We start from the raw sequence: 25,733 nt of genomic DNA on the forward strand, positions 1-25,733 counted from the left end.
TTCGCCTGTGGACAGGTAGCGGATGCCACGGTCAAGCAACCCGTCCAGGCCGAGCTGCCCGACAAGCTCTTCGAGTCTCCGTGCGGCTTCGGGCCGACCCTCCAGGATAAATCCCGCACCGGAGTACCCTGGTCTATCCGGTCCAGAAAATCGGTGTCGTCTTTGTATCGCTCGATTCCAAGAATTTCGTCGACCGTTTCAAACGCGACACACACCGATTTCCCGGCGAGGTGCAAGGTTCCACGGAGAACCTCCATTTCACCGCACAACAGCCTGCCCAGCGCCGACTTCCCTGAACCGTTGGCACCCACCACGGCCCAATGCTGACCGTTGCCGATGCGAAGATGGATGTCCTGCAGCCGGGCATGCTTGCCGATGCGTGCCGTAACCCCGTCAAGATAAATTTCCGCCACCTGCCACTCCCCAAAAAGGTTATTGTGCCGCCCGCAAAACGCAAGGCCTCTCCCCACTGCTCTGGCGGTGATGGTATCCAAAAAAGGTGCCATGGTCACGGATAATCCGGATCCCGCCGGATGGCGCGCAAGCCAGAATTATAACCGGCTATGTTTGTGGCAACATACGAGGTTCAGGGGAAGGGATTGCGGGGATCGGACCGCAAACGCAGATCAAAGGCACCGAGCAGAGCCCGGGCGGCAGCCCGCGGCGGCATGCGCAGCAACCGGCGCTGAAAAGCCGTGGCGCCGCCGGGCACATTGGCCAGCAGGTAATCGAGGGCGGCGCGCTGGTCGGGCTGCCAAACCAGCTGCACCAGTTCATCGGCGGTTTCTTCGTGAACCAGACACGCACAATCGGCCAGCCCCCAGGACATGAGCTGAAACACCGGCAGCACCACAGGGTGTTCACTGACCCCGGCGGCCTTGAGCTTGAGGCTGGCCAGACGATTGAGAGGGGTCAGCCGCAGAGCCGCGGCCCCGGCTGGATGTCTTTTCTCGCGCATTGTCTGCCACCCGTCACAGCGTCACGCCAAGGAAAATCCCGCACACATAGGGACCTCCGGGACGATCAACGCATTAAATCAGCGATTGCTTCAAGATCGATGAATCCGGGGTTGCGGGCCGCGCGACGCACCCTTTTTTCGATCACGGCGCCGGTGCGGCGGCTGGGCCTTCCCATTTACGGTAAAAACAACACACCCAGAGACAGAATCAAGTATGCCGCAATTTTTCAGTAAAAAAAGCTTCCCGGCCATATTGGCCCGGATCCGTAAAGAACACTTCTCAGGGAAAAGTCTGTTGGCGATAAAAAGCATAGGCGCCCTTGCCGGCATGTTTGACCTGATACATGGCGGCATCGGCACGGCTGATAAGTTCGTCCGCCGACCGTGCGTGTTGCGGATAGAGGCAGATGCCAACGGAGGCGCCAAGCCGGATCTCCCGATCCCGCAGAACCAGGGGTGCCGACAACCCGTCGAGGATCTTGCGGGCCACCAGCGCGGCATCCCCGTCGTCGTTGATATTCGCCAGCAGGATGCCGAACTCGTCGCCACCGATTCGGGCGGCGGTGTCGGTGGAACGCAGCAGATCGTGCAGACGCTTGCCGATGGCTTCCAGGACCCGGTCACCGGTGACATGGCCGAAGCGGTCGTTAATCTCCTTGAAGCCGTCGAGATCGATGAACAGCATGGCGAGATGGCCGTCGGTACGTCGGGCCAGGGCCAGAGCCTGCTCCAGCCGGTCAACCAGCAGGCGACGGTTGGGCAGGCCGGTCAAAGGATCATGAGTCGCCTGCTCCTGCAGTTGCCGATTCAGCACAAGCAATTGCGTCTGCGCCTGTTTCTGCGCACTGACATCGGTCACCACGCCGGCCAGACGATAAGACTGCCCCCGGGAATCCAGCACGGGGAACCTGCGATCCCGTACCCACGACAAGGAACCGTCGGGACGCACGACACGATATTCCAGTTGCAGGCTTTCGGCAGGCGGCTGGCCAAACAACGCCCGCACCGTGTCGCGATCGTCCTGATGGACCCCCTCCATGAATGACAAAGGATCCTGATGCAGATCCTCCCGCCTGCGACCCCAGATCTTTTCATACGCCGGGCTGACATACACCAGTTTTTCAAAATCAGGGGTGCTGAGCCAGAAAACGTCGTCGATATTCTCGGCAATCAGCCGAAATTTATCTTCGCTTTCCCGCGCCTGGCAGTCCAAAGCATACCTGTGCAGAGCCAGCTCGACGCTGATGCGAAGATCCTGTTCCTGGAAAGGCTTGCGCAAAAAACCGTAAGGGGCGGTGTTTTTGGCGCGCGCCAGAGTATCCTCATCGGCGTGAGAAGTAAGGTAAATCACCGGGATTCCGTATTTTTCGCGGATGTCAGCGGCTACCTCGATGCCGTTTATCACACCCTTGAGGCAGATATCCATGAGCACCAGATCGGGCTTGCATTTGGCTACGGACTGCAGTGCTTCCCCGGCACAGGCGACAATGCCGCATACCGCATATCCCATGCGCAGCAGGCGGGCCCTGATTTCCAGCGCGATCAAGGCTTCGTCTTCAACAATCAACAGTCTGGCTTGCACCGTGACAGGCTCCTTCGGAATCAGGGACTCCCGACGGGGAAAATGATGTCAAAACGGGTTCCGGCGCCGCCAACCAGGGAGATATCCCCATCGAGCTGCGCCACCAGCGCGCACACCAGCTGCAATCCCAGAGTCTGGGTATGGCGGTAGTCGAAGCCCGCGGGCAGACCCACGCCGTCATCCGCAACGGACAACTTCACATCCCGCTGCCGGGAACTGATTTCGATCCTCACCATGCCGCGGCGGCCATCGGGGAACGCATGTTTGATGGCATTGGAGAACAGTTCGGCAATCAGCAGACCGCAGGGCACGACTTTTTCGATATCGACGGTCACATCCGCTACGAGAACTTCACACTCGATGCGTGACTCGGGCAACATATTCACCTGACGCATGTGAGATACCAGACTGTGCACATACTCCCGCAGGCTGATATCGGCCAGGCTTTTGGACTGATAGAGCTGTTCATGGGCCAGGGCCATGGAACAGATGCGGTTCTGGCTTTCGGCAAACAACGCCCTGACCTCCGGATCCTCGATCTTCTGGGACTGCAGATACAGCAGACTCGAGACCACCTGGAGGTTGTTTTTGACCCGGTGATGGATTTCCTTGAGGAGCACCTCCTTTTCCTCCAGTGAGGCCTTGAGGCGTTGCTCGGCGGTTTTGCGTTCGGTGATGTCGACCAGCAGGTTGACCGCTCCGATCAGATTGCCGGCACTATCGTACAAAGGTTCGGGGTAGGCGATCACGTGCGACATGCCACCCTGTTCCCGGTCGACAAGCATCTCCTGGCCTTGAAACCGGCGCCCCTTTTCCAGCGTCATGGCCATGGGGCTCTCGGCGCAAGCCATGGGGCTGCCATCGGGATAACGCAGACGATAGGCACCACTCCAGCGGTCCCGGTCGGGATCGGGCCGCCGCCCCCACAGTTCGGCGGCACAACGGTTGTAAAAAGTGATGCGTCCCTGCGCGTCGGTGGTGTAAGCCGCGATGGGCAGCATTTTCATCACCTGCCGCAGACGTTCCCTGCTCTGGCGCAGACTCTGTTCGGCTGCCTTGCGTTCGGTGATGTCCGTGATGAATACGCAATGGTACTCCCTGCCGCCAAACTCGACATGATTGACGCGAACCTCGACAGGGTAGGACCTGCCGTCCCTGGCGCGATGGACGGATTCGATGGTATAGGATCCCAGGGTACGCACCTGTTTCCAGCGCCGAAAAAATTCCTCGGCGGGATAGGCCGGATCGAAATCGAAAATGGACATGCCGACAAGCTCTTCGCGGCTGTAACCAAGGGCGCGACAGGCTGCCTCGTTGGCATAGAAAACCCTGGCGTCCTCGGTTATCCAGAAAGCCTGGTCGGTGGTATGGTCCACGACGTACTGGGTAAAACGCAGCGCTTCGTCGGCCTGCCTGCGCTCGGTGATATCTTCGATGAATCCCTCAATCTGATCCGGGCAGTCATCGACCTTGCAGAGGCGTACGCTACAATCGATAAAACTGCCGTCGCGGCATCGGTAGCGGCCTTCGAACTGCTGCCAGCTGGAAGATTGTCGCACCTGTGCAAGCACCTCTTTTCCGGGATCTTCTCCGACACAGAGCGTTTGCCGAAAACCATGCCGGTTGATATCCGCGATCATTTGATCCTGCGAATCATATTTGAACATCTGGACCAAAGCGGGGTTAACGGCCAGCAACTGCATTTCGTGGGTGGCACGGAAAATACCAAGAGGCGCATTTTCAAAAAAATGGCGATACCGTTTTTCCGAAGCGTAGAGGGCCTGTTCAACCTGCCAGGCGCTCTCTGTCGTTCCGCTTACCTTGTAACCATGTTCTTCAAGAAGTTTCCGAAAGATTTCCGGATCGTGTCCGGCTCCTTCGATGACCAGGAAGGTCCTCATGCAAACTCCGTATGGCAGCGCGGCATGCCTTCTAGGATTGACAGGGACGGGCAGATTCACCTGGGATGAAATATTTCCAACTAATAAATATTCGTTTTTTCTCGAGTCATACCCCATGTTCAAAGGATACAGGGTCAGTCTATTTTATTCCTGTATACGGAATCAATAGAAAACCGTTCTAGAAAACCCCCTGTCATGCCGAGGGACCGATGTTGAATCCAGGTTCAATGCGGCTCATCTCGGCAGGCACATTTGTATGCCGACCCCGGAAACGTGTATACTGGGAGGGCAGCATCAGACTTTGGGTCGCAGCCATCCAGAGATTCAGGATAACTGCCAGGGTTCAGACGAGACCATGAAACAGCCAGCGGAAATCAGAATACTGCTTGTGGAGGACGAAGCCATTACGGCCCTGGCCCTGGCCAGTGCCCTGCAGGCCATGGGATATCAGATCAGCCCCCCGGTTGCCACCGGGGAAAAAGCCCTCGCGAGCCTGGCCCTCGACCCCGTCGATGTGGTACTGATGGACATCAGCCTTGCCGGCAGCCTGAACGGCATCGAAACGGCCCGCAAGATGATGCAGGCCGGACATCGGGACATCATCTTCATCACCGGCTATTCCTGCGGCCTGCTGTATGACAGCGCCAGAGCACTCGATCCGGTGGCGATCTTCACCAAACCGGTCAAGCCCGCGGATCTGAAAGCCGCCATCGATGGGGCCGTCCTGCCACCCCCGCCCTGCAACGGATGCTCGCGACCGTAAAGGCCCCCGGCGATCGCGCGTAGCAACCCACCTTTATTACAGGTTTCGAAACCATGTCAAGCAATGCCACGCCGCAACTCGACGGCCATGTTACCGACATCATCCTTGAGAGCATTTCAGATGGCGTGTTTACCGTGGACCACAAGTGGCGCATAACCTCCTTCAACCGCGCCGCTGAAAAAATCACCGGCATCTGCCGCCAGGACGCCATCGGCAAATATTGCTGGGAGGTTTTCCGTTCCAACATGTGCGAGGCGGACTGCGCTCTGCGCCGCACCATGAAACGGGGAAAGTCCTTTGTCGACTCCTCGACCTATATCGTTAACCGTCAACAACGCCGCGTTCCACTGGTGGTGGTAACCTCCCTGCTCAAGGATGCACAGGGTACCGTGGTGGGCGGAGTGGAAACCTTCCGAGACATGAGTCAGGTGGAGCAGTTGCGGCAGGAACTCGATGATCGGCGGCGTGTCGGCGACATCATCAGCCACAGCCCCCTCATGCACAAAATCTTCACCCTGCTGCCGCAGGTGGCACAAAGCGACTGCACCGTACTGATCCAGGGCGAAACCGGCACCGGCAAGGAACTGCTGGCCCGCGCACTGCACGATCTGAGTCCGCGGCGAAAGCGGCCCTTCGTCGCCGTCAACTGCGGCGCCCTTCCCGACACGCTTTTGGAATCGGAACTGTTCGGCTACAAGGCCGGAGCCTTTACCCATGCCACCCGGAACAAACCGGGCCTGTTCGCCACCGCCGAAGGCGGCACCCTGCTTCTCGACGAGATCGGCGATATCAGTCCGGCATTTCAGGTACGTCTGCTGCGGGTGCTGCAGGAACGACAGATCCAGCCCCTCGGTAGCACCGGGCCAATACCGGTCAACGTGCGGGTACTGGCCGCCACCAATCGCAACCTGGCCGAGATGGCGGAACAGGGCGCTTTCCGTCGGGATCTTTTCTATCGCATCAACGTGATGCGCCTCGACCTGCCCCCCCTGCGCCAGCGCAGGGAAGATATTCCGCTGCTGGTCGAGGTCTTTATCGAGCGCCTCAACCTGCTGCGCAACAAACAGGTTGGCGGCATCCGCCAGGATGCCCTGGCCCTGCTCATGAACTACCCGTTTCCCGGCAATATCCGCGAACTGGAAAACTTCATTGAGCACGCCTTTGTGCTGTGCGGCGACGGCCTGATCGAACCCGGTTTTTTGCCCGAAGCAGTGCGCCGGACAATTGCGCCGCCGCCGTCTCACAACAGCCTCGACGACGCCTGTCGCGCCACGGAGGCGCAGATGATTCTCACCGCCCTGAAGCGCCACGATTTCAACCGGCTGGCCGCCGCCCGGGAACTGGGCATGCACAAAAGCACCCTGTTCCGAAAAATCCGCCGCCTCGGTCTCACCTTGCCGAACACCGACGGTCGCCACCGCATTTAAGGCCAAGAGTCGCATATAAGCGACCCTCCCGGCAATAAACATTGCATCATTGCAACCCTACCTTTTTTGCCGACTACGTCCTACATTCATAAGAATCTGTTTTCACGGTTGTTTTTAGGCGCCGCTCGCTGGTTTTGTGCCTGGCATTACATTTGCTATATAAGAATAACGGAGGGCAATCCTGATGAAAATCGCCGTGACCACCTGGAAAAAAAGGGTTTCACCGCTGTTCGAGGCGGCACGCAGCCTGTTGATAGCGGATACCGCCCAACACACCGTCGTAAGTATGAACACTTGTCCGATACCACCGGAGTTGCCCCATTTCCGGGCCGCCAGGCTGGCCGAACTGGGAGTGGAGGTGCTGATCTGCGGCGCCATCTCCCGGCCGCAGGCCATCCTGCTGCAGGCTTACGGTATCCGGGTTTTATCCGACATCACCGGTCGGGCGGAAGCGGCCCTGGCAGCTTTCCTGGATGATCGCCTGGCTCTTCACACGCACACCGACGACCACCACCAGGCAGGGAAGACAACATGAAAAACTACCGCTATCTGTTCGGCCCCGTTCCCTCGCGCCGTTTCGGACGCTCCCTTGGCGTCGACCTGACGCCCCTTAAAACGTGTTCGCTCAACTGCGTTTTCTGCCAGTTGGGCCGCACGCCCCGCACCACCCTGGATCGCCGCGAATATGTGCCGACAGATCAGGTTCTGGCGGAATTGCAGGACTGGCTGGCCAGCGGCCAGAGCGCCGACTACATCAGCCTGGCGGGATCCGGAGAACCGACCCTGCACAGGGACTTCGGCACGGTGCTGCACTACCTTCGCGAGCATAGTGACATTCCGTCGGCTTTGCTGACCAACGGCACCTTGCTGCATCTGCCCGAGGTCCGGCAGGCAGCGGCACAAGCCGATGTGGTCAAGGCTTCTCTCAGCGCCTGGAATCAGGCGTCCTTCGGCTGGATCAACCGCCCCCACCCCACATTGCGCTTTGCGGATCTGCTGAGCGGCCTGCAAAGTTTTCGCAGCGAATTCAAAGGGCAGTTGTGGCTCGAAGTCTTTCTCGTCGGCGGCATGAACGCGATCCCCGCCGACCTGCGCAAGATCGCCGCGCTGGCCGCCACCATCGCGCCGGACCGTATCCAGCTCAACACCGCGGTGCGGCCTCCGGCTGAGGATTTTGCCATGCCACTGTCCCGCAAACAACTGGAGGACCTGTCCCTTCTGTTCGAGCCGCGGGCGGAAGTGATCGCCGAATTCGATGGCAGCGCCGATAAGAAATTCGAAATCAATCTGGAAAGCATTCACGCCATGCTTCTTCGCCGGCCCTGCACCGCCGCGCAGATTGCCCAAACCTTCGGCCTGCACGACAACGAGGTGGCCAAATACCTTGGCCGACTGGTCCGTGACGCCAGAGTCCAGCCCGAAACGCGCGGGGCTGAAGTGTATTACCGGGCAAGCGAAGCAGGATCCAGCCACGCCCGGCCGTAGCCAGCACCATGGACGGGACGGACTTTTCGCGAAATTAACTCGCCCCTTAAAAAGTTATTTGGAGGATTTACCGATGATTATTGCCGTAGCCAGCGGAAAAGGGGGTACCGGAAAGACCACCTTTTCCGTCAATCTCGCCCAGGCCCTGGCGCAAAAAGGCGCCGACGTCCAATTGCTCGACTGCGATGTCGAGGAACCCAACGATCACCTGTTCGTGCGCCCCGATTTCAGCCATCGCAGCCCGGTGCAGGCCAACAAGCCGGTATGGAACGAGTCTTTGTGTATCGGCTGCGGCCGCTGCGCCCAGGCCTGCCGTTTCAACGCCCTGGCCTTTATCAACCAGAAGGTGCTTCTGTTCAACGAACTGTGCCACGCCTGCGGCGTGTGCGCGTGGGTCTGCCCGGTCAGCGCATTTACCGAGCAGCCGATCGAAATCGGCCGCATCGAAGCGGCCCCCGACCATAAGCCTTATGCTTTTGCCCATGGTATCCTCAACATCGGCGAAGCGATGGCACCGGCGGTCATCCGCCGCCTGAAAACCCTTGTTCGCCCCGGGGCCATCACCATTCTGGACGCGTCGCCGGGGACCTCCTGCCCGGTGGTCGAGACCCTCAGCGGCGCGGATGTCGCGGTGCTGGTCACGGAACCGACCCCCTTCGGCCTGAACGATCTTAAACTGGCCGTGCAGCTGGCCCTGCGCAAGGGCCTCCCGACCGGCATCGTCATCAACCGGTCGGATGGCACCGATGCCCTCATCGGCGAATACGCAAAACAGGTCGGCGTCCCGGTGCTGGGTCGCATCCCCTTCAACCGGGCCTATGCCGAAACCTATGCCGGCGGCGGCAGCCTGGTGGATGCCTTCCCGGAAGTGCGTGGCAATCTGCTGTCCATTTACGCGGCCATCGCCTCCCTCGCCGGAAACACGCCACCCCCGCCGCCCGCGGATGAACCTCTGGAGGTAAGCCCCTCAAGCGAAATCCCCGCTGAAATGCCCTCGACGAGCAATTTCAAGGAAATCACCGTCATCAGCGGCAAGGGCGGATCGGGCAAGACCACGGTGGTATCCTCGCTGGCCATGCTGGTCGAGAACAAAGTGCTGGCGGACAACGACGTGGACGCCGCCGATCTGCACCTGCTGCTGCAACCAACCGTCCGCCAGGCCCACGAATTCGAGGGCGGCGACAAGGCAGTCATCGATGCGCAACTCTGCATCGGCTGCGGAAAATGCGCCGAAGCCTGCCACTTCGCCGCCATTCATCCGGTGGAAAAAACCGATTCGGCACAGGGGCTGGTGTTTCAGGTCGACACGCTGGGCTGCGAGGGCTGCGCTCTGTGCCAGATGGTCTGTCCGGTCGCGGCGGTAAAGCTGGCGCCCAACGTGGTCGGTACCTGGTATGTTTCGGAGACCCCCTTCGGCCCGCTGGCCCACGCGCGCCTGGGCATTGCCGAGGAAAACTCGGGCCGGCTTGTCACGCGGGTGCGCCGCACCGCCGCCGAACTGGCCAGAGCCGGTGGCCACGATTACATTCTGGGCGATGGACCGCCCGGCACCGGCTGCCCGGTAATCGCTTCCCTCAGCGGCGCGGATCGCATCCTGATCGTCACGGAACCGACCGTCTCCGGCGTGCATGATATGGAGCGGGTTCTGGAACTGGCCGAACACTTCAAAATTGCCGCGCTGATCGTTATCAACAAGGCGGATCTGCACGCCGGCCAGGCACAGCGCATCGAGGAAATCGCGCAGCAACGCAACGCCAGAGTCATTGCCCGCATCCCCTTCGACCGACAGGTCAACGACGCCCTGCTGGCCGGCAAGACCGTTATCGAATATGGCCGGGGTCCGGCCTTTGAAGCCATGCAACAGATCTGGAACCACCTCAAACAGGAGCTGTAAAGCAAAGGAGACGCTTTATGAAAATCGCGGTAACCTCGCAAGGGCAAACCCTCGACGATGCGGTCGACCCACGGTTCGGCCGCGCCCCGTATTTTCTGATCATCGACGCGGACAGCCTGACCTGCGAATCGATGCCCAACCCCAACCTCGAACTGGGCGGCGGCGCCGGCATCCAGTCCGCGCAGCTGATGGCGGAGCGCGGCGTGGTCGCGGTGCTGACCGGCAATTGCGGTCCCAACGCCTTCCGCACCTTCGAAGCCGCCGGCATTCAGGTTATCACCGGCGTGAGCGGAACGGCCCGTGAAGCGGTACAGGCCTATAAGTCCGGGCGCCTGTCGCGGGCCGATGCGCCCAACGTTGCCAGCCATTTCGGCATGGGTGGCGGTGGTGGCGGCGGTCGCGGCGGCGGCATGGGTGGCGGTCGCGGCGGTGGCGGCGGAAGGAATCGCTGATCCTCGCTGTCGTGCAGGCTCTGAACAGGCGGCCGCCGGGTCACAACCCGCCGCGCAGGTGCAGCTCCACCGGGTGGGGATGCAGGTACACCTGCTCGTCAAGCCACGGCGGCTGATATTTACGCACATAATGGTTGAGCAGGGTAAGCGGCACGGCCAGCGGTACGCTGCCGTGCCGGTACTGCTCGACAAGCTGCAGCATCTCCTGCTTTTCGTCGCCGGAGAGCTGCCGTTTGAAATATCCCAGGGCATGCTGCAGCACATTGCAGTGCTTGGCGGGGGTGGCCGGCGTGCGCACCGTACGCAACAGCAGCTGCTGATAGTCACCAACCAGTTCCGCCTCGGGAAGCTGACCGGCGCGAGCCGTCAAGCGGCCCATCTGCCGCGCCAATTCCACGCTGTGGGACATGAGCAACAATTTGTGCCGGGCATGAAAATCCACCAGCCCCGCCGCATCGGGCCCACCAGCCAGAAAGTCACGCCAGCGCCGGAAGGTGAAAATGGCTTCGATGAAATTTTCCCGCAGGCGCGGATCGTGCAGCCTGCCATCCTCCTCCACCGGCAGCAGCGGGAAATGTTCCATGAACAGGCGCGCGAACAGGCCGACGCCGTTATGGCTCGGCACGCCGTTGGCGTCGTAGACCTTGACCCGCGCCATGCCGCTGCTCGGCGACCGGGACTTGAAAACAAATCCGCACAGATCCTCGGCTTCCAGGGCCGCCAAGCGCTGACTGGCCCAGACCGTCATGCGCTCGGTGACATCCTCCCCGCTTTTGGAAAACACCAGCTGCGGATGTTGGGCCTCTCCGACCAGCCGCAGGGCTTCCCGGGGAATAGGCAGGCCCGTTTCCACCTCCGGGCAAACCGGCACGTACTCCACGAATTTTCCCAGGGTATCCCGCAGAAAACGGTCGAGTTGATGCCCGCCGTCATAGCGGACCTTCTGCCCGAGCAGGCAGGCACTGATACCGAGACGGATTTTTTCCATTCGCACACCTCTCCCTGATAATCCCGACCCCGCATTGTTCCGGTACTCAGGATCCGGTCCGTTCTCCCCTGACCGTCATTGTGAGCATCCCGCCTGAAATTAATGGATGCGAAACGCCGTGTAATACGATAGATTCTATCAGAAAGGCGGTCCGCGCCAAGCATTGCGAAAGGAGGATCCATGCGGTTTCGGAAGCGACGTCAGCCAGCACCGGTGGTGCTGAAAAAACTGTTGCATAAAACCTCGCACAAAGCCGGCCGGGCGCCGGGGACCATGGTGCATATCGGCCGCCAGCGCACCGAACCGGTACGGATCGGCCTGCTCAACTACGGCCCTGCGCATCTGGAAGAACGATCCCTTGCCTCGGTCGCCGAATGCCGGCCATACCGCGACGGCCCTGGCGTAACCTGGGTCAACCTCGACGGCATTCACCAGCTGGGCATCCTCGAACAGCTCGGCGCCGACTTCGGCCTGCACCCGCTGGTTCTGGAGGACATCGTCAACACCACGCACCGACCCAAGATGGAGGCTTTCGACGACTATCTGTTCTTGGTGCTGAAAATGCCCCATTACGACCCGGTTACCGCCAGTGTAAACACCGAGCAGGTCTGCCTGATTCTCAGCCGCAACCATGTGCTGTCCTTCCAGGAGCAGCAGGGGGACGTATTCGACGGAGTGCGGCAGCGACTGCGCGGCAACAAGGGACGACTGCGCACCATGGGCGCGGACTATCTCGCTTATGTGCTTATCGACGCCATCGTCGACAGCTACTACATCATCATGGAAAGCCTCGGCGAAGAGATCGAACATCTCGAAGAAATCATCATGGACCACCCCACACCCGACATCCAGTCACGCATTCATCATTTCAAGCGCGAAATGATTCTGCTGCGCAAAGCGGTATGGCCCCTGCGGGAGCTGATATCCGGCCTGCAACGGGAAGACTCGTCGCTCATCGCGCCCGCGACCGGCGTGTTCCTGCGTGACGTTTACGATCACTCGGTGCAGATCATCGACACGGTCGAAACCTTGCGGGATGTCCTGTCGGGATTGCTCGATCTGTACATGTCAAACATCAGCAACCGCATGAATGAAGTCATGAAGGTGCTGACCATCATTGCCACCATTTTTATACCGCTGACCTTCATCGCCGGCATCTACGGCATGAACTTCGAATACATGCCGGAACTGCACTGGCGATGGAGCTATCCGTTGCTATGGCTGCTGATGCTGACTCTGGCCTGCGGCATGTTCAAATTCTTCAGAAGGAAACATTGGCTGTGAACCCATCCGCATGTCGGGCATATCTGGATCAGTTGGCCGGCCGCGACCGTTTTTTCAGTGTCGTGGACCAGCAGCCGCAACTCGAGGCGCTGCTGGGGGAGTTGACCGCGGGGTTTGACAAGGCCATCGATCAACACCTTGCCGAGCTGGCCGCCGCCGATGAAATCCTCGCCAGGGATCTTGCCGAGGTAAGCGGGCACCTGCGCAGCAGTGCCGAATTACTCGGCAAGGCCTTTGAAGAAACCCTGGCCAACGAGCCTCCCGACGGAGAAGCCCTGGTGCGCCTGGCCCGGACCATCGAGGCGCGCATCTTATGGTTGTATGACCGCGTGCGGGTTCGTCAGGAACGCAGCCTGAATCAGGTGCGCCCCCAGAACCGTTACTGGAAACAGGCGGTTCAGAGCGTCACGGATGCCCTGAACCAGATCATGCGCAACCAACCCGAGGAACTGGTTCTGATCCGGGACCGTCACCAGCACAGCCATCTGAAAGGTTGCAGCATCTGGCAGATCGAAGGGCCGGGGATCGTCGAAAAAGCCTGCTCCGGGAAACTGCGGCCGATCGTCAGGATAGTATACAGCCAGTTGCGGATGCGTCTGAAACGCCGCTACCAGATTCTGCAGCCCTCGCTGCAGGATGCGGTCAATCGCCACCGCCCGGTCATCCTGCACGCTGAAGACCGACCGGCGGGCGACGCCTATGCGCAGCGATATGAGCAGATAAGCCGCAACTGCGCCGACATGTGGCGCGGTTTGCGCTTCAACCTGGAAACAGCCGCGGAAGAATGCAGCCGTCTGGCCACCGAAGCCCGAAAGGATGATGCGGATCACGCCGCGCTCCGCAAAAAACTGGCCGATACCAGCCAACTGGTCACGGAAACGATCAGCCGCACCGAGCAGCAACTGGCGACTATCGCCGAACCGCTCCAGGAACTATCCCGCCAGTCGCTGGAGGATCTGAGGCAGGAATGCGGCAAAATGCTAACCCTGATCTCCAAGGATCTGCAACGCATCCTCGGCTGGAAAGAACGGTTAAGGCTGAAACGGCTGCGCGCTTTGCGCCATCTGCGACGCCAATGCACACAGTGGCGCGAAAGCCTGCGGGAACCGCTGCAGCAGGCCTTCCTGTCCGTGGAGTTTTTGTGGCAGGGTGTGCGACGGATGTGGCCGGGAGGCGATGTGCGCAACGCCAAAACGGAAGCCGTGGCACGCAGCATCGCCGACATGCCAACTCCCGAAGCCATCCTCAAAAAGGCGGAAAAACTGCCGCCGGTGTGCCGGCGTCTGTTCACATGCGGGGCGTTGAAAAACCGTGAGTTCATGGTCGGCAAGAACAAGGATCTCGATACGCTGCGGGAGCTTTTTCAGCGCTGGCAGGAGGGACTTTTGTGCAGCATCGCCGTCACCGGCCCCGATGGCAGCGGCAAAACCTCGTTGGTCAACTGCTTCCAAAGCGAGCTCGGCAACCAGGTTCCGGTGCTGCGCCTCAATCTTGAGAAGCGACTGACCGATGAAGGCCCGTTTCTGGAGTGGTGCCAGGAGCGGTTTGCGCTGCCGCATGCGCCGAGTGGGCTGGCCGATGTTGAAAAGCATCTTCAAACCATGCCGCGCAGCGTCATCATTGTGGAAGAGCTCCACCACCTGGTACTGAGAACCGTAGGTGGCCTGGAGGTGGGCCGCGCTTTTTTGCGGCTGGTTCTGACCAGCAGACATCGCCTGCTGTGGGTGGCAACCAGCCGCAAATATCCGTGGCAGCGCATGAAGCACCTGATTGACATCGACCGTTATTTCACCCACCAGGTGCAAACCCAGTTCAACAGCCAGGCCGAAATCCGCGACGCCCTGCTTCTGCGCCTGCACACCAGCGGCTATCCGGTCGGCTTCCTCAATGGCGGCAATCCGGCACCAAAGACCAACAACCCGGCAGGGAAAGACGATCAGGCCAATCTCCGCGACCGTTTCTTTTCCGACCTGTTTTCCGCCACCCGGGGCAATATGCAGGCAGCCCTTTTCTACTGGCTGCATTACCTGGAATTCGATGCCCAGGAGCAGTCCCTGCGCGTCGCCCCCTTCGATAAACTCGACTATGGGGCACTGAAGAACCTGGAACGACCGCAGCTCTACGCGCTGGCCGAAATTCTCGCCCATGGCGGCCTTTCGCCGCGGGAGCATGCCGCCATTTTCGGGACCGCCGTGATGCAGAGCCGGATGCTTCTGGATTATCTGACCCAGATGAATCTGCTGCAATCCGCCCGCGCCGCCGAAGACGAGCCCTTTTACCAGCTCAATCCCCTGTTTTTTGCCCCGACAGCGTCCTTGTTGGAGACGCGCAACATTATCCAGTGACGATCGCGAGGCGGCCATGAAAGACCTTCAAATACCTGAACTTCCTGAGTTCATAGACAAATATCTTTCCATGGACCGGCTGGTGACAAGCCTGCTGATCCTCGCCGCAACCGCTGTCGGCCTTTTGTTCCTGCGCCGCCTCATGAAATACCTGGCCAACCGGTTCAGCCGCTATCGCCTGCTGATCTCCGGACTCTATCCGGTGTTGCGGCTGCTGGCCTGGATCGCCTCCTTCGCCTATATCCTGTTTGTCATCATCCACCCTCCGCTCAACACCCTGCTGACGATTTCCGCCTCCGCGGGCCTGGCTGTCGGCCTCGGCGCCCAGGATCTGGTGCGCAATATCGTCGCCGGCATCCTGATCCTGTTTGAGCGACCCTTCCATGTCGGCGACATGATCGAGGTCGGAGACCACTACGGCGAGGTCATCAATATCGGCCTGCGCGCCGTGCAGATCCGCACCTTCGATGATTCGGTGGTGACGTTTCCCAACAGCATGGTACAGACCGGATCGGTGAGCAATTCCAACACCGGACAGCTCAACGAGATGGTGGTGGTAAAATTTCACCTTCCGGCCACGGTGCCCATCGCACCGGTCAGGCAGATCGCCTGGGAAGCGGCCGTCTGCTCCCCCTACGTGCAGCTCGACAAGCCGATACGGGTGCTGGTGGAAGACCACTATGACCGCGCTTTTTTGACCCGCTTCACGATCAAGGCCTACGTACATGAAATCCGTCTGGAGCGGGTGCTGGCCAGCGACATTTCCGAACGGGTCAAAACCGCGCTTGTTAAACGTGGCTTTGTTCCAGACATCTGTTTCCTCGCCGATCGCTTCGACTGCGAAGCGCCAAACCCGTCATCGCCATCGAACCCCTGAGGTCCTGCATTTTGCTCCGCCCCTTGTCCACAGTGTTTCAGCCAAGGCGTTGCTTGTCATCACATCCATGTCACCGATCGGTCAAGAGACAGCGACCTGCGGGTATTTTTCCGCGACACCGATTGCGCAAGCCTTGTGCCTGGGGGCTTGCCTTTAACCTGACCACGGAGGCTTGCCATGCCGGTTCCCGCCATCCGCATCGAAACCCTCAACGGCGCCACTCCCCGAGCCGCCGGACGCTACGTCCTCTACTGGATGAACGCCACCCGCCGCAGCGGGTGGAATTTCGCCCTGCAGCGCGCCGTGGAGCATGCCGTGGATCTGCAGCGACCGCTGCTGGTGGTGGAAACCCTGTCCTGCGAACGCCCGCATGCCAACCTGCGCCATCATCACTTCGCCCTCGATGGCATGGCCGATAACGCCCGCGGCCTGGCCGGCAAGCCGGCGAGCTACTACCCGTTTGTCGAGAATCGACCCGGGCGGATCGCGTCTCTTCTGACGGAGCTTGCCAAAGAAGCCTGTCTGATTGTGTGCGACCTGCGACCACTACGGGATTCGGTACGGGAAACCCGGGAACTGGCACGACGTGTGCCGGTGCTGCTGGAGCGGGTGGACAGCAACGGCATCCTGCCCCTGAAAGCTGCCGACCGTGAATTCACCACGGCTCACAGCCTGCGGCGATTTATGCAGAAACACCTGCTTGCACACCTGCAGCAGCCACCCCTGGCCGATCCTCTCAACGGCGTGAGCCTTCCGCCATTGCCTTCCCTGCCGGACACCATAAGCGGGGGTTGGCCGGCGGCCGATCGCGCACTGTTGAACGGAAAGCGGCAGCGCCTCGCACAGCTGCCCATCGGCCAGGACACCCGGCCGCTGGCGATCAGGGGCGGCAGCGCCGCCGCCCATGCCGCGCTGGAGGTGTTTTTACGTGAGCATCTGGCCCTGTACGAAGCTTTCCGCAACCAGCCGCAACGGGACGTTACCAGCGGCCTGTCGCCCTACCTGCGCCGCGGCCACCTTGCGAGCCACGAGATTGTGCAGAAACTGCTTGATATGCAAGGCTGGCACCCCGCGGACCTGTCCCTGGAAACCCGGGGACGCCGCAGCGGCTGGTGGGGCCTGAGTGCTTCCGCCGAAGCATTTCTCGACCAGCTGATCACCTGGCGCGAACTTGGCTATCTGTTCTGTTTCAAACGGGACGATTACGACCGTTTTGAGGGGCTGCCCGACTGGGCACAGGCCACCCTGGAAGCACATTCCCAGGACCCGCGACCCTATCTTTACACCCTTCGGCAGCTGGAAACGGCGCAGACCCACGATCCGCTGTGGAACGCCGCCCAGATGCAACTGGTACGGGAGGGGCGCCTGCATAACTATCTACGCATGCTGTGGGGCAAGCAGATCCTGCATTGGAGCGAAAGCCCCCGCCAGGCTTTGGCCGCCATGAGCGAACTCAATGACCGCTTCGCCCTGGACGGCTGCGACCCGAACTCCTATGGCGGCATCGGCTGGGTCATGGGCCGCTTCGACCGCGCCTGGGGTCCGCAGCGGCCGGTATTCGGCAAAATCCGCTACATGAGTTCGCGGAACACCGCTCGCAAGGTGACCGTGGATGGGTACATCCAACGCTATGCGCCGACCCCCTGACATCCTACCTCAAGGGCGATTCTGCATTTCGTGGCGGGAGCATGCCGGGCTGGGCATGAAACAGCAAAAAAAAAACGGCGCCCCATCGTCCCGGCGCCGTTTTCCAGTTATTCATCACCCAGTGGGTGGAGCTTGCGTTCTTCCGCCAGCGATGTTTATAAAAACCCGAATTTTTTCATACGGTAGCGAAACGCGTCAATCCCCAGATGCAGCAGCTTGGCAGCCTGGGTCTGATTGCCCCTGGCCATTTCGAGTGCCTGACGAAGCAGTTCGCGCTCAACTTCCTCGATATCGACCCCTTCGGGTGGCAGCTGAAAATTAAGTGGCCCGCGGTTATCTTCCACCGACTGGGAGACCAGCTCCCTTGGCAGATTTTCCACCAGCAGCTGATCCTCGCACTCCAGAATGATGGCTCGTTCGATAACGTTGCGCAATTCGCGGATGTTGCCCGGCCAGGCATATTCGAGCAGGATTTTCTGGGCCATGCGCGAAATGCCCTGGACCTGTTTGCTGAACTCACGGTTGAACTGGCGAATGAAAAATTCGGCCAGCGGAAGGATATCGTCGCGCCGCTCGCGCAACGGCGGCAGATGAATGGGAATCACACCGATACGGTAATAGAGGTCGGGCCGGAAGGATTTGTCTTCCATCGCCTTGCGCAGATCGCGATTGGTGGCGGACACGATGCGCACATCGACACAGACATCCCGGGTTCCGCCAACCCTGCGAAAGCTGCGCTCTTCCAGCACCCGCAGCAGTTTGGCCTGCATGGCCGGATCCATGTCTCCGATTTCATCGAGGAATACGGTACCGCCATCGGCCAGCTCGAACAGGCCCTTTTTAAGATTTTTCGCGTCGGTAAAGGCCCCCTTCTCATGCCCCAGCAGCTCGCTTTCGAGCAGGGTCGAAGGCACGGCGGCACAGTTGATAGCCATGAAGGGCTGGTCAGCTCGGGCGCTCTGATAGTGAATGGCCCGCGCCACCAGTTCCTTGCCGGTGCCACTTTCACCATGGATGAAGACCGTGGAAGCATCGCTGTCGGCAACCTTCTGCACCATTTCCAGAACCTGGTGCATTTCCCGGCTGCAGGCGATGATGGCCGACTGGTTAAAGCGTTCCCCCTTCTGGCAACGCAGGCAGGCCAGTTCCTTGCGCAGGCGGCTGTTTTCCAGAGTACGCTGCGCCACTGTTGCGAGGTCCTCCACGGGAGCCGGCTTGCGCAGATAATCACCGGGACCGTTGAGCAGCGTGGTCACGGCGTGTTCCGGCAGATCACGGCCTGTGGCGACGACCACCGGGCAGGCGTCGCCAAGATCGCCGACCTGTTCGTAAACGTGCCAACCGTCGAGATCGGGGAGCTGCAGATCGAGGATCATCAAATCCGGCGTGCAATTCGCCAATCGCTGCAGAGCGTCCTGGCCGGTTCCGCACCATTGCACCAGATGCCCCTGGCTGCCGAGCAGCTGCTCCAGCGCAACTCCAAGGGCCTGATCGGCATCCACTATCAGAATGTTGGCACGCTGTTCCACTGGGTCGTCCCGCTGTTTCAAGCCGACGGGCGCTTGCGCGCCACAACACGTTCGGCGGCTGCAACCAGGCTGGCAGGGGTCAATCCGTAGTGTTCCAGCAGTTTTCCGGCCGGACCGGACTGGCCGAAAACGTCGCGCATGCCGACTCTTTCCACCGGCGCCGGGGCCCCTTCGGCGAGCGCCTCGCATACCGCGCCGCCAAGCCCGCCAATGATCGAATGTTCCTCTGCGGTGACGATGGCGCCGGTCTCCCGTGCCGCTTTCAGCATCAGCTCCGTATCGAGGGGTTTGATGCTGCCCATGTGCAGAACCCGGGCCTGGATCCCCCTGGCGGCCAGTATTTCGGCCGCGTCCAGAGCCATGGCGGTGAGCAGTCCGGTGCCGATGAGGGTCACAGCATCGCCATCGCGCAGAGTGACGCCGCGGCCGATTTCAAAATTGCAATCGGAGGGGAAAACCACCGGCACCTTGCCGCGCCCCAGGCGAACATAAACCGGCCCGTCGTATGCCGCCACGGCACGGATGGCGGCTGCGGTTTCCGGGCCGTCGGCGGGACACAGCACGGTCATGTTGGGCAGGCTGCGCATGATCGCAAGGTCCTCTACCGACTGGTGGGAACCGCCGTCTTCGCCGACGGTGATGCCACCATGGGTGGCAACCACTTTGACGTTCATTCGGGGATAGGCCAGAGACTGGCGAATCTGCTCAAAGGCCCGGCCGGCGGCAAATACCGCGAAGGTCGAGGCAAAGGGGATCAGACCGCCGGCGGCCAGTCCGGCAGCCATGCCGACCATGTTGGCCTCGGCGATGCCGGCATTAAAAAAGCGCTCCGGAAATTCTCTGGCGAACTGGGCGGTCTTGGTCGAACCGGACAGATCGGCGTCCAGGGCCACGATTTTCGGATTCTGGCGGCCAAGCTCCAGCAAAGCCTGGCCGTATGCGTCTCTGGTTGCAATCATGGGTTTTTCACTTCCTTGTATAGGCTTTCTTCAAGCACGAATGTCGTCAACAGCGTAACGAAAAAAACTCCTGGCATGAACGTCAACTCGCGGCGCCCAGGCCTTCCAGGGCGAGCTTCAACTCTTCATCGCTGGGGGCCACGCCGTGGTATTTGGCCTTGTTTTCGAAAATCGACACCCCCTTGCCCTTGACGGTGCGGGCAACGATAACGCTCGGGCGATCGGAGGCTTGCGCCGCGGCCAGGGCCTGGGCCACGGCAGCGACATCGTGACCATCGGTTTCGATGACATGCAGGTTGAAGGCGGCAAACTTGGCGGCCACCGGGCCGACATTCATGACGTCTTCGGTGAATCCATCGATCTGCAGGCCGTTGCAATCAACCAGGATGCACAGATTGGAGAGCTTGTAATGGGCGGCGCTCATCACCGCCTCCCAGATCTGCCCCTCCTGCAGTTCGCCATCTCCCAGCAGGGCATAAACGCGGGAATCGCGTCCGGCGACGCGGTTCGCCAGCGCCAGGCCGACGGCCTGGGAAAGGCCCTGCCCCAGAGATCCGGTACAGACTTCGACGCCGGGCGTCTTGCGCATATCGGGGTGTCCCTGCAGATGGCTGCCAAGCTGACGCAGGGTCGCAAGGTCTTCCTGTGGAAAATATCCGGCGCGAGACAGACAGGCATACAGGGCTGGTGCCGCATGGCCCTTGGACAACACGAAACGATCGCGTTCGGCCCAGTCCCGGCGAGCGGCGTCATGCTTCATCTGGTGGAAAAACAGCACGGTCATGATATCGATGGCCGAAAGGCTGCCACCGGTATGTCCGGACTGGGACTGATGCAGCATTTTCAGGATATCGACGCGCAATTCCCTGGCGGTCTGCTCAAGCTTCTGGACGGTTTGTTGGCTCAACATCGTACCTACGTTTCCTTTCCTCAAAAAAACCGGGCCCGCCCCACAGCGAAGGTCGCGACTTCGACCGGCGCGGCCGGCGGGCAGACGATTACGATTTCGTGTAGCGGGGATCGTTGCCGGCCAGATAGGCGAACACCAGTTCGTCCAGCGAACCTGGCGAGGCAGCCGGGTTCGTTGCGGCCTCTTTGGGCTGATCCTGAATTGATACGCCCGAAACGCCGCCGCAGGAACGGGGAAGGGCGTCGGACAACGCAACAGAGCCTTCGGTGCATCCGGCCCTGGCATCGAACTCCCCGGACCGCAGACGCTTCAACATGTCCTGGTGCTGGCATTTCATGCGTTCTTCGACCAGAGGCCGCAGGTCGTCCGCGCCAAGCAGGTCGGCATAGGAAGTCCTGCTGGAGGCCAGGATGGTTCCCCCCTCGTACAACAGGGTGACGATGTGGGGATGCCGGGAGCCTCCATCCTCGGTCTGCACGTGAAACACGCGGCCCTTGTATCGAAAGTTATGATTGAAGCCACCAACCATGGGTCCCTCGCGGTTTACCAGGACGGAAAAGAGGCCGCCCATAGTTATCACAGCCTATCGTGCGGCGCAACAAAATCGCGCCTGACTCAGCGTCTGTCAGCCAACAGCTGCTTCGCTTTGGCCACGGCCTCCAGGGCATCGGCAGCATACATGTCGGCGCCGATCTCATCGGCGTATTCCTGGGTCACCACCGCACCGCCAACCATGGTCAGGACCTTGACGCCCGCTTCCCGCAGGCGTGCGATCGTCACCCGCATCTGTTCGATGGTGGTGGTCATCAGGGCCGACAGGCCCACGGCATCGACTTGCAGCTCCAGAGCCTTTTGCAGAATACGCTCGGCCGGCACGTTCTTGCCCAGGTCGATCACTTCGAAACCGTGATTCTCCAGCAGGGTACAAACGATATTCTTGCCGATATCGTGGATATCCCCTTCAACGGTCGCCATCAGAATACGCCCCAGGGATGCGACGGCCGAACCGTGCATTTCCTGCTTGAGGCGCGCGAAGGCCGCCTGCATGGTTTCCGCCGACTGCATGACCTGAGGCAGGAAAATGCGGTTTTCGCCAAACCGCCGGCCGACCTCCTCCAGGCCGGGAAGCAGACCCTCGTTGCTGATAGCCGCCGTATCGAGGCCTTCGCCAAGGGCCTGTTCGACCAGGGTCACAACGCCATCCTTGTCGCCTTCGATAATCGCCGCAGAAAGGCGTTCGCGGATCCCGACGGCGATATCGGGGGTGGCGGATGCCGGTGGCGCGGAAGCGACATCGGCGTACGCGGCGATATATCGCTCGGCCCGAAGATCCTTGCCGAGCAGCACCATGGCGGCACGGTAGGCATCCATCATGCGTTCGTCGCGGGGATTGATGATCGCCGCCGAAAGTCCGGCCTCAAGGGCCATGGCGAAAAACACCGAAGACAGTACCGGGCGACACGGCAGCCCGAAGGAAATATTGCTGACTCCCAGCGCCGTCGCCATGCCCAGCTCGTCACGAACCAGGCGCAGGGTGCGGATGGTCTCCATGGCCCGCTTCTGCTCCGCCGACACGGTCAGAGTCAGGCAATCCACCACGATATCCTGCGGCGCTATGCCAGACTGCAGGGCCGCGTCGCGAATGCGCCGAGCCACCGACAGGCGTTCCTCGGCGGTTTCGGGGATGCCTGAACCGTCGAGCGCCAGAGCAATCACCGCCGCGCCGTACTTTCTGGCCAAGGGCAGAATCCCTTGCAGGCTCTTTGCTTCCCCCGACACGGAATTGATCAGCACCTTGCCATCGGCGACCTTAAGCCCCCGCTCCAGCGCCGCCGGATCGGAGGAATCGAGCACCAGCGGCACCTGCGTCACCCCTTCGATCGCCAGCACCGCCCGTTCCAGGGCGGCAGGCTCGTCGACACCGGGAGCTCCGCAATTGACATCCAGCAAATGGGCGCCGGCGGCCACCTGAACCTGGGCCTCGCGCCGGACATAGGCGGTTTTCCCCTCGCGCAGTTCCTGGGCATAGGCTTTGCGCCCGGTGGGGTTGATGCGTTCACCGATTATGGCACAGGCGGCCTGTCCGCCGATTTCAGCCACCGAGGTGCGGCTCGACAGCAGGCAGCGCCGCGGCGGCGGGGTCCAGTCCTGTGTCAGGCCCTGCAATGCCTGGCGCATGGCGGAAATATGGGCGGGAGTGGTGCCGCAGCAGCCGCCGATGACCCGCACGCCAATGTCGAGCAACCGCTGGTGATAGGCCACCATGTCCTGCGGGGTGGCATTGAACACCGTACGCCCGTCGATCAGCTGCGGCAATCCGGCATTTGGCTGGGCGATCAGGGGCGTCGCGCAGACCTTGCGCATGCGGGCCAGCACATCATGGATACCTTCCACACCCAGCCCGCAATTGGAACCGACCACCGTCACGCCCAGACCTTCGAGGGTCACGGCGGCGGCTTCCGGCGAGGTGCCAAGCACGCTGCGGCCCGCGTCCTCAAAGGTCATCAGGGCCATGACCGGCAGATCGGAGAATTCATGGCAGGCGATCACCGCTGCGCGCAATTCGGCGATGTCCAGAAACGTCTCCAGGGTGATCAGGTCAGCGCCGGCCTCGGCAAAAGCGCGCACCTGCTCGCCAAACACCTCGACCATTTCATCGAAGCCGGCATCCCCCACCGGCTGCAAAAAGCGCCCCGTCGGTCCCATGGACGCAGCCACGAAGCGCCCCTCGCCGGCAGCACGACGCGCCAGTTCCACAGCGCCGGCGTTGATCTCGCGCACCCGGTGTTCCAGCCCGTAATGAGCCAGTTTCAAACGGCTGCCGCCGAAGCTGTTGGAGACAATGATATCGGCGCCAGCCTCGGCGTACTCCCTATGCACCGCTTCCACAACATGCGGAGCACTCAGGTTCATCTCTTCCGGGCAGCCGCCGGCCTTGAGGCCGCGCTCCTGCAGCATGGTACCCATGGCACCATCCAGGATCAGAACGCGCTGCTTGATGGCGTTGACAAAATCGGCCATGTTACAAGTTCTCCTGTGGGGTGGCTGCCGCGTTCTCGGCGGCCGGGTCGGTAAAACGGAAATCGGCGGCAACCGGCTGGCGCAGATCGACGTGGCCCTTGAGGGTTTCCACGGCCTGCCCCTCCACCAGAATGCGTACTTTCCGGATGTGCGGAACGTTTACGGCCAGGCTGTTGGCCAGACCGTAAACCGTCAGCAGTTCTGACATGCTGCCGCCCGGATGCGCGGAAACCAGCTCGCGGCTGAAGTCGAGGGTTGCAACCCCGTCCAGTTCACTGTAGCCACGCAGCACGGCACCCGCTGGCAGAACCGGAACCAGATCGCCGTCCGGTCCGTCGCCCAGTTCCCGGATGATTTCCTCTGCCAGGCGATTTTCCCCGGCATCCGCAACGTCGCGGGCTTCAGCGACCAGGCCCATGCCATTACGGCTGGCGAAATACAGAATGACTTCGCGCTGCGGCAACGGCTCGACGCTTACGGCTGAAGGAGGCGAATGCTGCTTGGCCCTGCGTGTGGCCTGGTAGGCAAACAATCCGGCGGCCAGTAGCAACAGCATCAGCAGGGGAATCAGATAACGACGGGAAGCGGGCTCCATGGCATTTTTCCTTGACCGGAAGGCTCAACAGAGGCTTGCCAGCCATGTCAGTCGAGGGCAACCTGTTCCACGGTCGCGAGGGGACAGCCAAGGAACTCACTGCCGACCCGTTGAAACCGCTCGGGAACATCGGTGACGAAAAACTGCGCGGTACAGATCTCCCCCGAGGGCCGGAGGCGATGGCAATGCCCCAACATGGCGGCAACGGTGAAAGCGGTCTCTTCGGCGGAATCGATCAGAATGACCTCCGGGCCGAGAACCTCCTGCAACACCGGCTTGAGCAAGGGATAATGGGTACAACCGAGGACCAGTGTGTCAATCCCGAGATGGCGCAGGTTGTCGAGATAAGCCCGCGCCGTCAGATGGGTTACGGGATGGTTCAGCCAGCCTTCCTCCACCAGTGGAACGAACAGCGGACAGGCAATGGACACCACGTCGGCATCGGGGGCAAGCCGTTTGATGGCTACAGTGTAGGCGCCGCTCTTGATGGTGCCCTCGGTGCCGATCACGCCGATGCGACCGCTGCGGGTTACCGACACAGCCCGTTTCGCGCCGGGCTCGATCACACCGATAACCGGCAGCTTGTATTGGTTTTCGAGATCGGCCAGTGCCACGGACGAGGCGGTATTGCACGCCACGACAAGCATCTTGACCCGGCGGCGGGTCAGAAAGGCGGCCGCCTCCATCGCGTAGCGCCTCACCGTCGCGGGGCTTTTGGTGCCATAGGGAACGCGGGCCGTGTCCCCCAGGTAGAGCAGGTCTTCCCCCGGCAGCAACCGCTGAATCTCCTTGAGGACCGTCAGTCCCCCAACCCCTGAGTCGAATACTCCAATAGCCCGGTCCGGCAACCCTTTTCTCCCTCTACGTGGCAGCTTTAAAAGGGGTATACTAGGTTCAACCCAGACGCAAAGTCAAGATGCATCGCTATTTTGCGCTTGGGATTGGCCGGCCTCTCTGATATATTAGCGATTCTTTCGATAAAAAAGCCATACAGGTTCATGGTTGCCCCAGGAAAGGATGATCGCTGATGGACCTTTCGACAGCCAGGGATTTTCTCGAAAAACTGCGCACCGAGCATGTCATGACCATGCTGCGCGAGGCAAATCTTGGCGACCT

Annotated in this window: 22 protein-coding genes; 10 read left to right on the top strand and 12 right to left on the bottom strand. The window is 60.8% G+C overall.

Features of this window, described 5'->3' with window-relative positions; genetic code table 11:
• The 4 genes from AB7E65_RS04790 to AB7E65_RS04805 form a co-directional block, all read right to left on the bottom strand.
• On the bottom strand, nucleotides 1–413 hold a 413-nt coding region (locus AB7E65_RS04790), incomplete at its 3' end, for an ATP-binding cassette domain-containing protein (RefSeq protein WP_428745375.1).
• A 173-nt stretch (nucleotides 414–586) separates the two neighbouring features.
• Nucleotides 587–958, bottom strand: coding sequence for a hypothetical protein (locus tag AB7E65_RS04795; RefSeq protein WP_320361152.1), 372 nt, complete (start codon nucleotides 956–958; stop codon nucleotides 587–589).
• Nucleotides 959–1,238: 280 nt separating this feature from the next.
• Entirely contained in the window at nucleotides 1,239–2,540 is a 1,302-nt protein-coding gene (locus tag AB7E65_RS04800; protein ID WP_320361151.1) for a diguanylate cyclase domain-containing protein, read from the bottom strand.
• A 20-nt stretch (nucleotides 2,541–2,560) separates the two neighbouring features.
• Nucleotides 2,561–4,441: a PAS domain S-box protein gene (locus AB7E65_RS04805; RefSeq protein ID WP_428745376.1), complete on the bottom strand. Its 1,881-nt coding sequence runs from the start codon at nucleotides 4,439–4,441 to the stop codon at nucleotides 2,561–2,563.
• 355 nt (nucleotides 4,442–4,796) lie between these two features.
• On the opposite strand from AB7E65_RS04805, the gene AB7E65_RS04810 reads away from it, so the two are divergent.
• From AB7E65_RS04810 to AB7E65_RS04835, 6 genes are all read left to right on the top strand, one after another.
• The gene (locus AB7E65_RS04810) at nucleotides 4,797–5,204 is read left to right on the top strand and encodes a response regulator (protein ID WP_158513982.1); all 408 of its coding nucleotides are present in this window, start codon (nucleotides 4,797–4,799) and stop codon (nucleotides 5,202–5,204) included.
• Nucleotides 5,205–5,257: 53 nt separating this feature from the next.
• Complete coding sequence (locus AB7E65_RS04815; protein ID WP_320361149.1) at nucleotides 5,258–6,631, top strand: sigma-54 interaction domain-containing protein; 1,374 nt, start codon at nucleotides 5,258–5,260, stop codon at nucleotides 6,629–6,631.
• Between the two features lie 184 nt (nucleotides 6,632–6,815).
• Complete coding sequence (locus tag AB7E65_RS04820; protein ID WP_428745377.1) at nucleotides 6,816–7,166, top strand: NifB/NifX family molybdenum-iron cluster-binding protein; 351 nt, start codon at nucleotides 6,816–6,818, stop codon at nucleotides 7,164–7,166.
• The gene (locus tag AB7E65_RS04825; protein ID WP_428745378.1) at nucleotides 7,163–8,116 is read left to right on the top strand and encodes a radical SAM protein; all 954 of its coding nucleotides are present in this window, start codon (nucleotides 7,163–7,165) and stop codon (nucleotides 8,114–8,116) included. The genes AB7E65_RS04820 and AB7E65_RS04825 overlap by 4 nt, the downstream gene beginning before the upstream one ends.
• Before the next feature lie 73 nt (nucleotides 8,117–8,189).
• Complete coding sequence (locus AB7E65_RS04830) at nucleotides 8,190–10,010, top strand: ATP-binding protein (RefSeq protein ID WP_320361147.1); 1,821 nt, start codon at nucleotides 8,190–8,192, stop codon at nucleotides 10,008–10,010.
• A gap of 17 nt (nucleotides 10,011–10,027) precedes the next feature.
• Complete coding sequence (locus AB7E65_RS04835; protein ID WP_072286247.1) at nucleotides 10,028–10,462, top strand: NifB/NifX family molybdenum-iron cluster-binding protein; 435 nt, start codon at nucleotides 10,028–10,030, stop codon at nucleotides 10,460–10,462.
• 40 nt (nucleotides 10,463–10,502) lie between these two features.
• On the opposite strand, the gene AB7E65_RS04840 is transcribed toward AB7E65_RS04835, so the two are convergent.
• A complete protein-coding gene (locus AB7E65_RS04840; protein WP_072286248.1) occupies nucleotides 10,503–11,450 on the bottom strand; it encodes a YbgA family protein in 948 nt (315 codons plus the stop codon).
• Between the two features lie 180 nt (nucleotides 11,451–11,630).
• On the opposite strand from AB7E65_RS04840, the gene corA reads away from it, so the two are divergent.
• The 4 genes from corA to AB7E65_RS04860 all read left to right on the top strand — a co-directional run bounded on the left by corA (nucleotide 11,631) and on the right by AB7E65_RS04860 (nucleotide 17,603).
• The gene (corA, locus tag AB7E65_RS04845; protein ID WP_428745379.1) at nucleotides 11,631–12,734 is read left to right on the top strand and encodes a magnesium/cobalt transporter CorA; all 1,104 of its coding nucleotides are present in this window, start codon (nucleotides 11,631–11,633) and stop codon (nucleotides 12,732–12,734) included.
• Nucleotides 12,731–15,079 carry an ATP-binding protein gene (locus AB7E65_RS04850; RefSeq protein ID WP_428745380.1) on the top strand — a complete coding sequence of 783 codons (2,349 nt, stop codon included), beginning with the start codon at nucleotides 12,731–12,733 and terminating at the stop codon, nucleotides 15,077–15,079. The genes corA and AB7E65_RS04850 overlap by 4 nt, the downstream gene beginning before the upstream one ends.
• 16 nt (nucleotides 15,080–15,095) lie before the next feature.
• Nucleotides 15,096–15,956, top strand: coding sequence for a mechanosensitive ion channel family protein (locus AB7E65_RS04855; protein WP_072286250.1), 861 nt, complete (start codon nucleotides 15,096–15,098; stop codon nucleotides 15,954–15,956).
• A gap of 177 nt (nucleotides 15,957–16,133) precedes the next feature.
• The gene (locus tag AB7E65_RS04860) at nucleotides 16,134–17,603 is read left to right on the top strand and encodes a deoxyribodipyrimidine photolyase (protein ID WP_428745381.1); all 1,470 of its coding nucleotides are present in this window, start codon (nucleotides 16,134–16,136) and stop codon (nucleotides 17,601–17,603) included.
• Between the two features lie 155 nt (nucleotides 17,604–17,758).
• Here AB7E65_RS04860 and AB7E65_RS04865 read toward each other — a convergent pair whose 3' ends face one another.
• The 7 genes from AB7E65_RS04865 to murI all read right to left on the bottom strand — a co-directional run bounded on the left by AB7E65_RS04865 (nucleotide 17,759) and on the right by murI (nucleotide 25,465).
• Nucleotides 17,759–19,132 (bottom strand): sigma-54-dependent transcriptional regulator, encoded by a 1,374-nt coding sequence (locus AB7E65_RS04865; protein ID WP_072286252.1) that lies wholly within the window; start codon nucleotides 19,130–19,132, stop codon nucleotides 17,759–17,761.
• Between the two features lie 17 nt (nucleotides 19,133–19,149).
• Entirely contained in the window at nucleotides 19,150–20,091 is a 942-nt protein-coding gene (locus tag AB7E65_RS04870) for a transketolase family protein (RefSeq protein WP_428745382.1), read from the bottom strand.
• A gap of 82 nt (nucleotides 20,092–20,173) precedes the next feature.
• Complete coding sequence (locus AB7E65_RS04875; RefSeq protein ID WP_072286254.1) at nucleotides 20,174–21,001, bottom strand: transketolase; 828 nt, start codon at nucleotides 20,999–21,001, stop codon at nucleotides 20,174–20,176.
• A gap of 88 nt (nucleotides 21,002–21,089) precedes the next feature.
• Nucleotides 21,090–21,572: a hypothetical protein gene (locus AB7E65_RS04880; RefSeq protein ID WP_235605469.1), complete on the bottom strand. Its 483-nt coding sequence runs from the start codon at nucleotides 21,570–21,572 to the stop codon at nucleotides 21,090–21,092.
• Nucleotides 21,573–21,616: 44 nt separating this feature from the next.
• Nucleotides 21,617–24,022, bottom strand: a complete 2,406-nt coding sequence (locus AB7E65_RS04885; protein WP_072286255.1) for a homocysteine S-methyltransferase family protein — start codon at nucleotides 24,020–24,022, stop codon at nucleotides 21,617–21,619.
• Between the two features lies 1 nt (nucleotide 24,023).
• A complete protein-coding gene (locus tag AB7E65_RS04890) occupies nucleotides 24,024–24,617 on the bottom strand; it encodes a GerMN domain-containing protein (RefSeq protein WP_072286256.1) in 594 nt (197 codons plus the stop codon).
• Between the two features lie 47 nt (nucleotides 24,618–24,664).
• Entirely contained in the window at nucleotides 24,665–25,465 is an 801-nt protein-coding gene (murI, locus tag AB7E65_RS04895; protein WP_072286257.1) for a glutamate racemase, read from the bottom strand.
• Nucleotides 25,466–25,733: the final 268 nt, after the last annotated feature.

This window comes from Syntrophotalea sp., assembly GCF_050253115.1.
Lineage (GTDB): Bacteria > Desulfobacterota > Desulfuromonadia > Desulfuromonadales > Syntrophotaleaceae > Syntrophotalea > Syntrophotalea acetylenica.

What these genes read in the sequence shown, in the direction of transcription:
- AB7E65_RS04795 (WP_320361152.1), bottom strand. Translation starts at nt 958, where the DNA reads ATGCGCGAGAAAAGACATCCAGCCGGGGCCGCGGCTCTGCGGCTGACC.
- AB7E65_RS04805 (WP_428745376.1), bottom strand. Translation starts at nt 4,441, where the DNA reads ATGAGGACCTTCCTGGTCATCGAAGGAGCCGGACACGATCCGGAAATC.
- AB7E65_RS04810 (WP_158513982.1), top strand. Translation starts at nt 4,797, where the DNA reads ATGAAACAGCCAGCGGAAATCAGAATACTGCTTGTGGAGGACGAAGCC.
- AB7E65_RS04815 (WP_320361149.1), top strand. Translation starts at nt 5,258, where the DNA reads ATGTCAAGCAATGCCACGCCGCAACTCGACGGCCATGTTACCGACATC.
- AB7E65_RS04820 (WP_428745377.1), top strand. Translation starts at nt 6,816, where the DNA reads ATGAAAATCGCCGTGACCACCTGGAAAAAAAGGGTTTCACCGCTGTTC.
- AB7E65_RS04825 (WP_428745378.1), top strand. Translation starts at nt 7,163, where the DNA reads ATGAAAAACTACCGCTATCTGTTCGGCCCCGTTCCCTCGCGCCGTTTC.
- AB7E65_RS04830 (WP_320361147.1), top strand. Translation starts at nt 8,190, where the DNA reads ATGATTATTGCCGTAGCCAGCGGAAAAGGGGGTACCGGAAAGACCACC.
- AB7E65_RS04835 (WP_072286247.1), top strand. Translation starts at nt 10,028, where the DNA reads ATGAAAATCGCGGTAACCTCGCAAGGGCAAACCCTCGACGATGCGGTC.
- AB7E65_RS04840 (WP_072286248.1), bottom strand. Translation starts at nt 11,450, where the DNA reads ATGGAAAAAATCCGTCTCGGTATCAGTGCCTGCCTGCTCGGGCAGAAG.
- corA (WP_428745379.1), top strand. Translation starts at nt 11,631, where the DNA reads ATGCGGTTTCGGAAGCGACGTCAGCCAGCACCGGTGGTGCTGAAAAAA.
- AB7E65_RS04855 (WP_072286250.1), top strand. Translation starts at nt 15,096, where the DNA reads ATGAAAGACCTTCAAATACCTGAACTTCCTGAGTTCATAGACAAATAT.
- AB7E65_RS04860 (WP_428745381.1), top strand. Translation starts at nt 16,134, where the DNA reads ATGCCGGTTCCCGCCATCCGCATCGAAACCCTCAACGGCGCCACTCCC.
- AB7E65_RS04870 (WP_428745382.1), bottom strand. Translation starts at nt 20,091, where the DNA reads ATGATTGCAACCAGAGACGCATACGGCCAGGCTTTGCTGGAGCTTGGC.
- AB7E65_RS04875 (WP_072286254.1), bottom strand. Translation starts at nt 21,001, where the DNA reads ATGTTGAGCCAACAAACCGTCCAGAAGCTTGAGCAGACCGCCAGGGAA.
- AB7E65_RS04880 (WP_235605469.1), bottom strand. Translation starts at nt 21,572, where the DNA reads ATGGGCGGCCTCTTTTCCGTCCTGGTAAACCGCGAGGGACCCATGGTT.
- AB7E65_RS04885 (WP_072286255.1), bottom strand. Translation starts at nt 24,022, where the DNA reads ATGGCCGATTTTGTCAACGCCATCAAGCAGCGCGTTCTGATCCTGGAT.
- AB7E65_RS04890 (WP_072286256.1), bottom strand. Translation starts at nt 24,617, where the DNA reads ATGGAGCCCGCTTCCCGTCGTTATCTGATTCCCCTGCTGATGCTGTTG.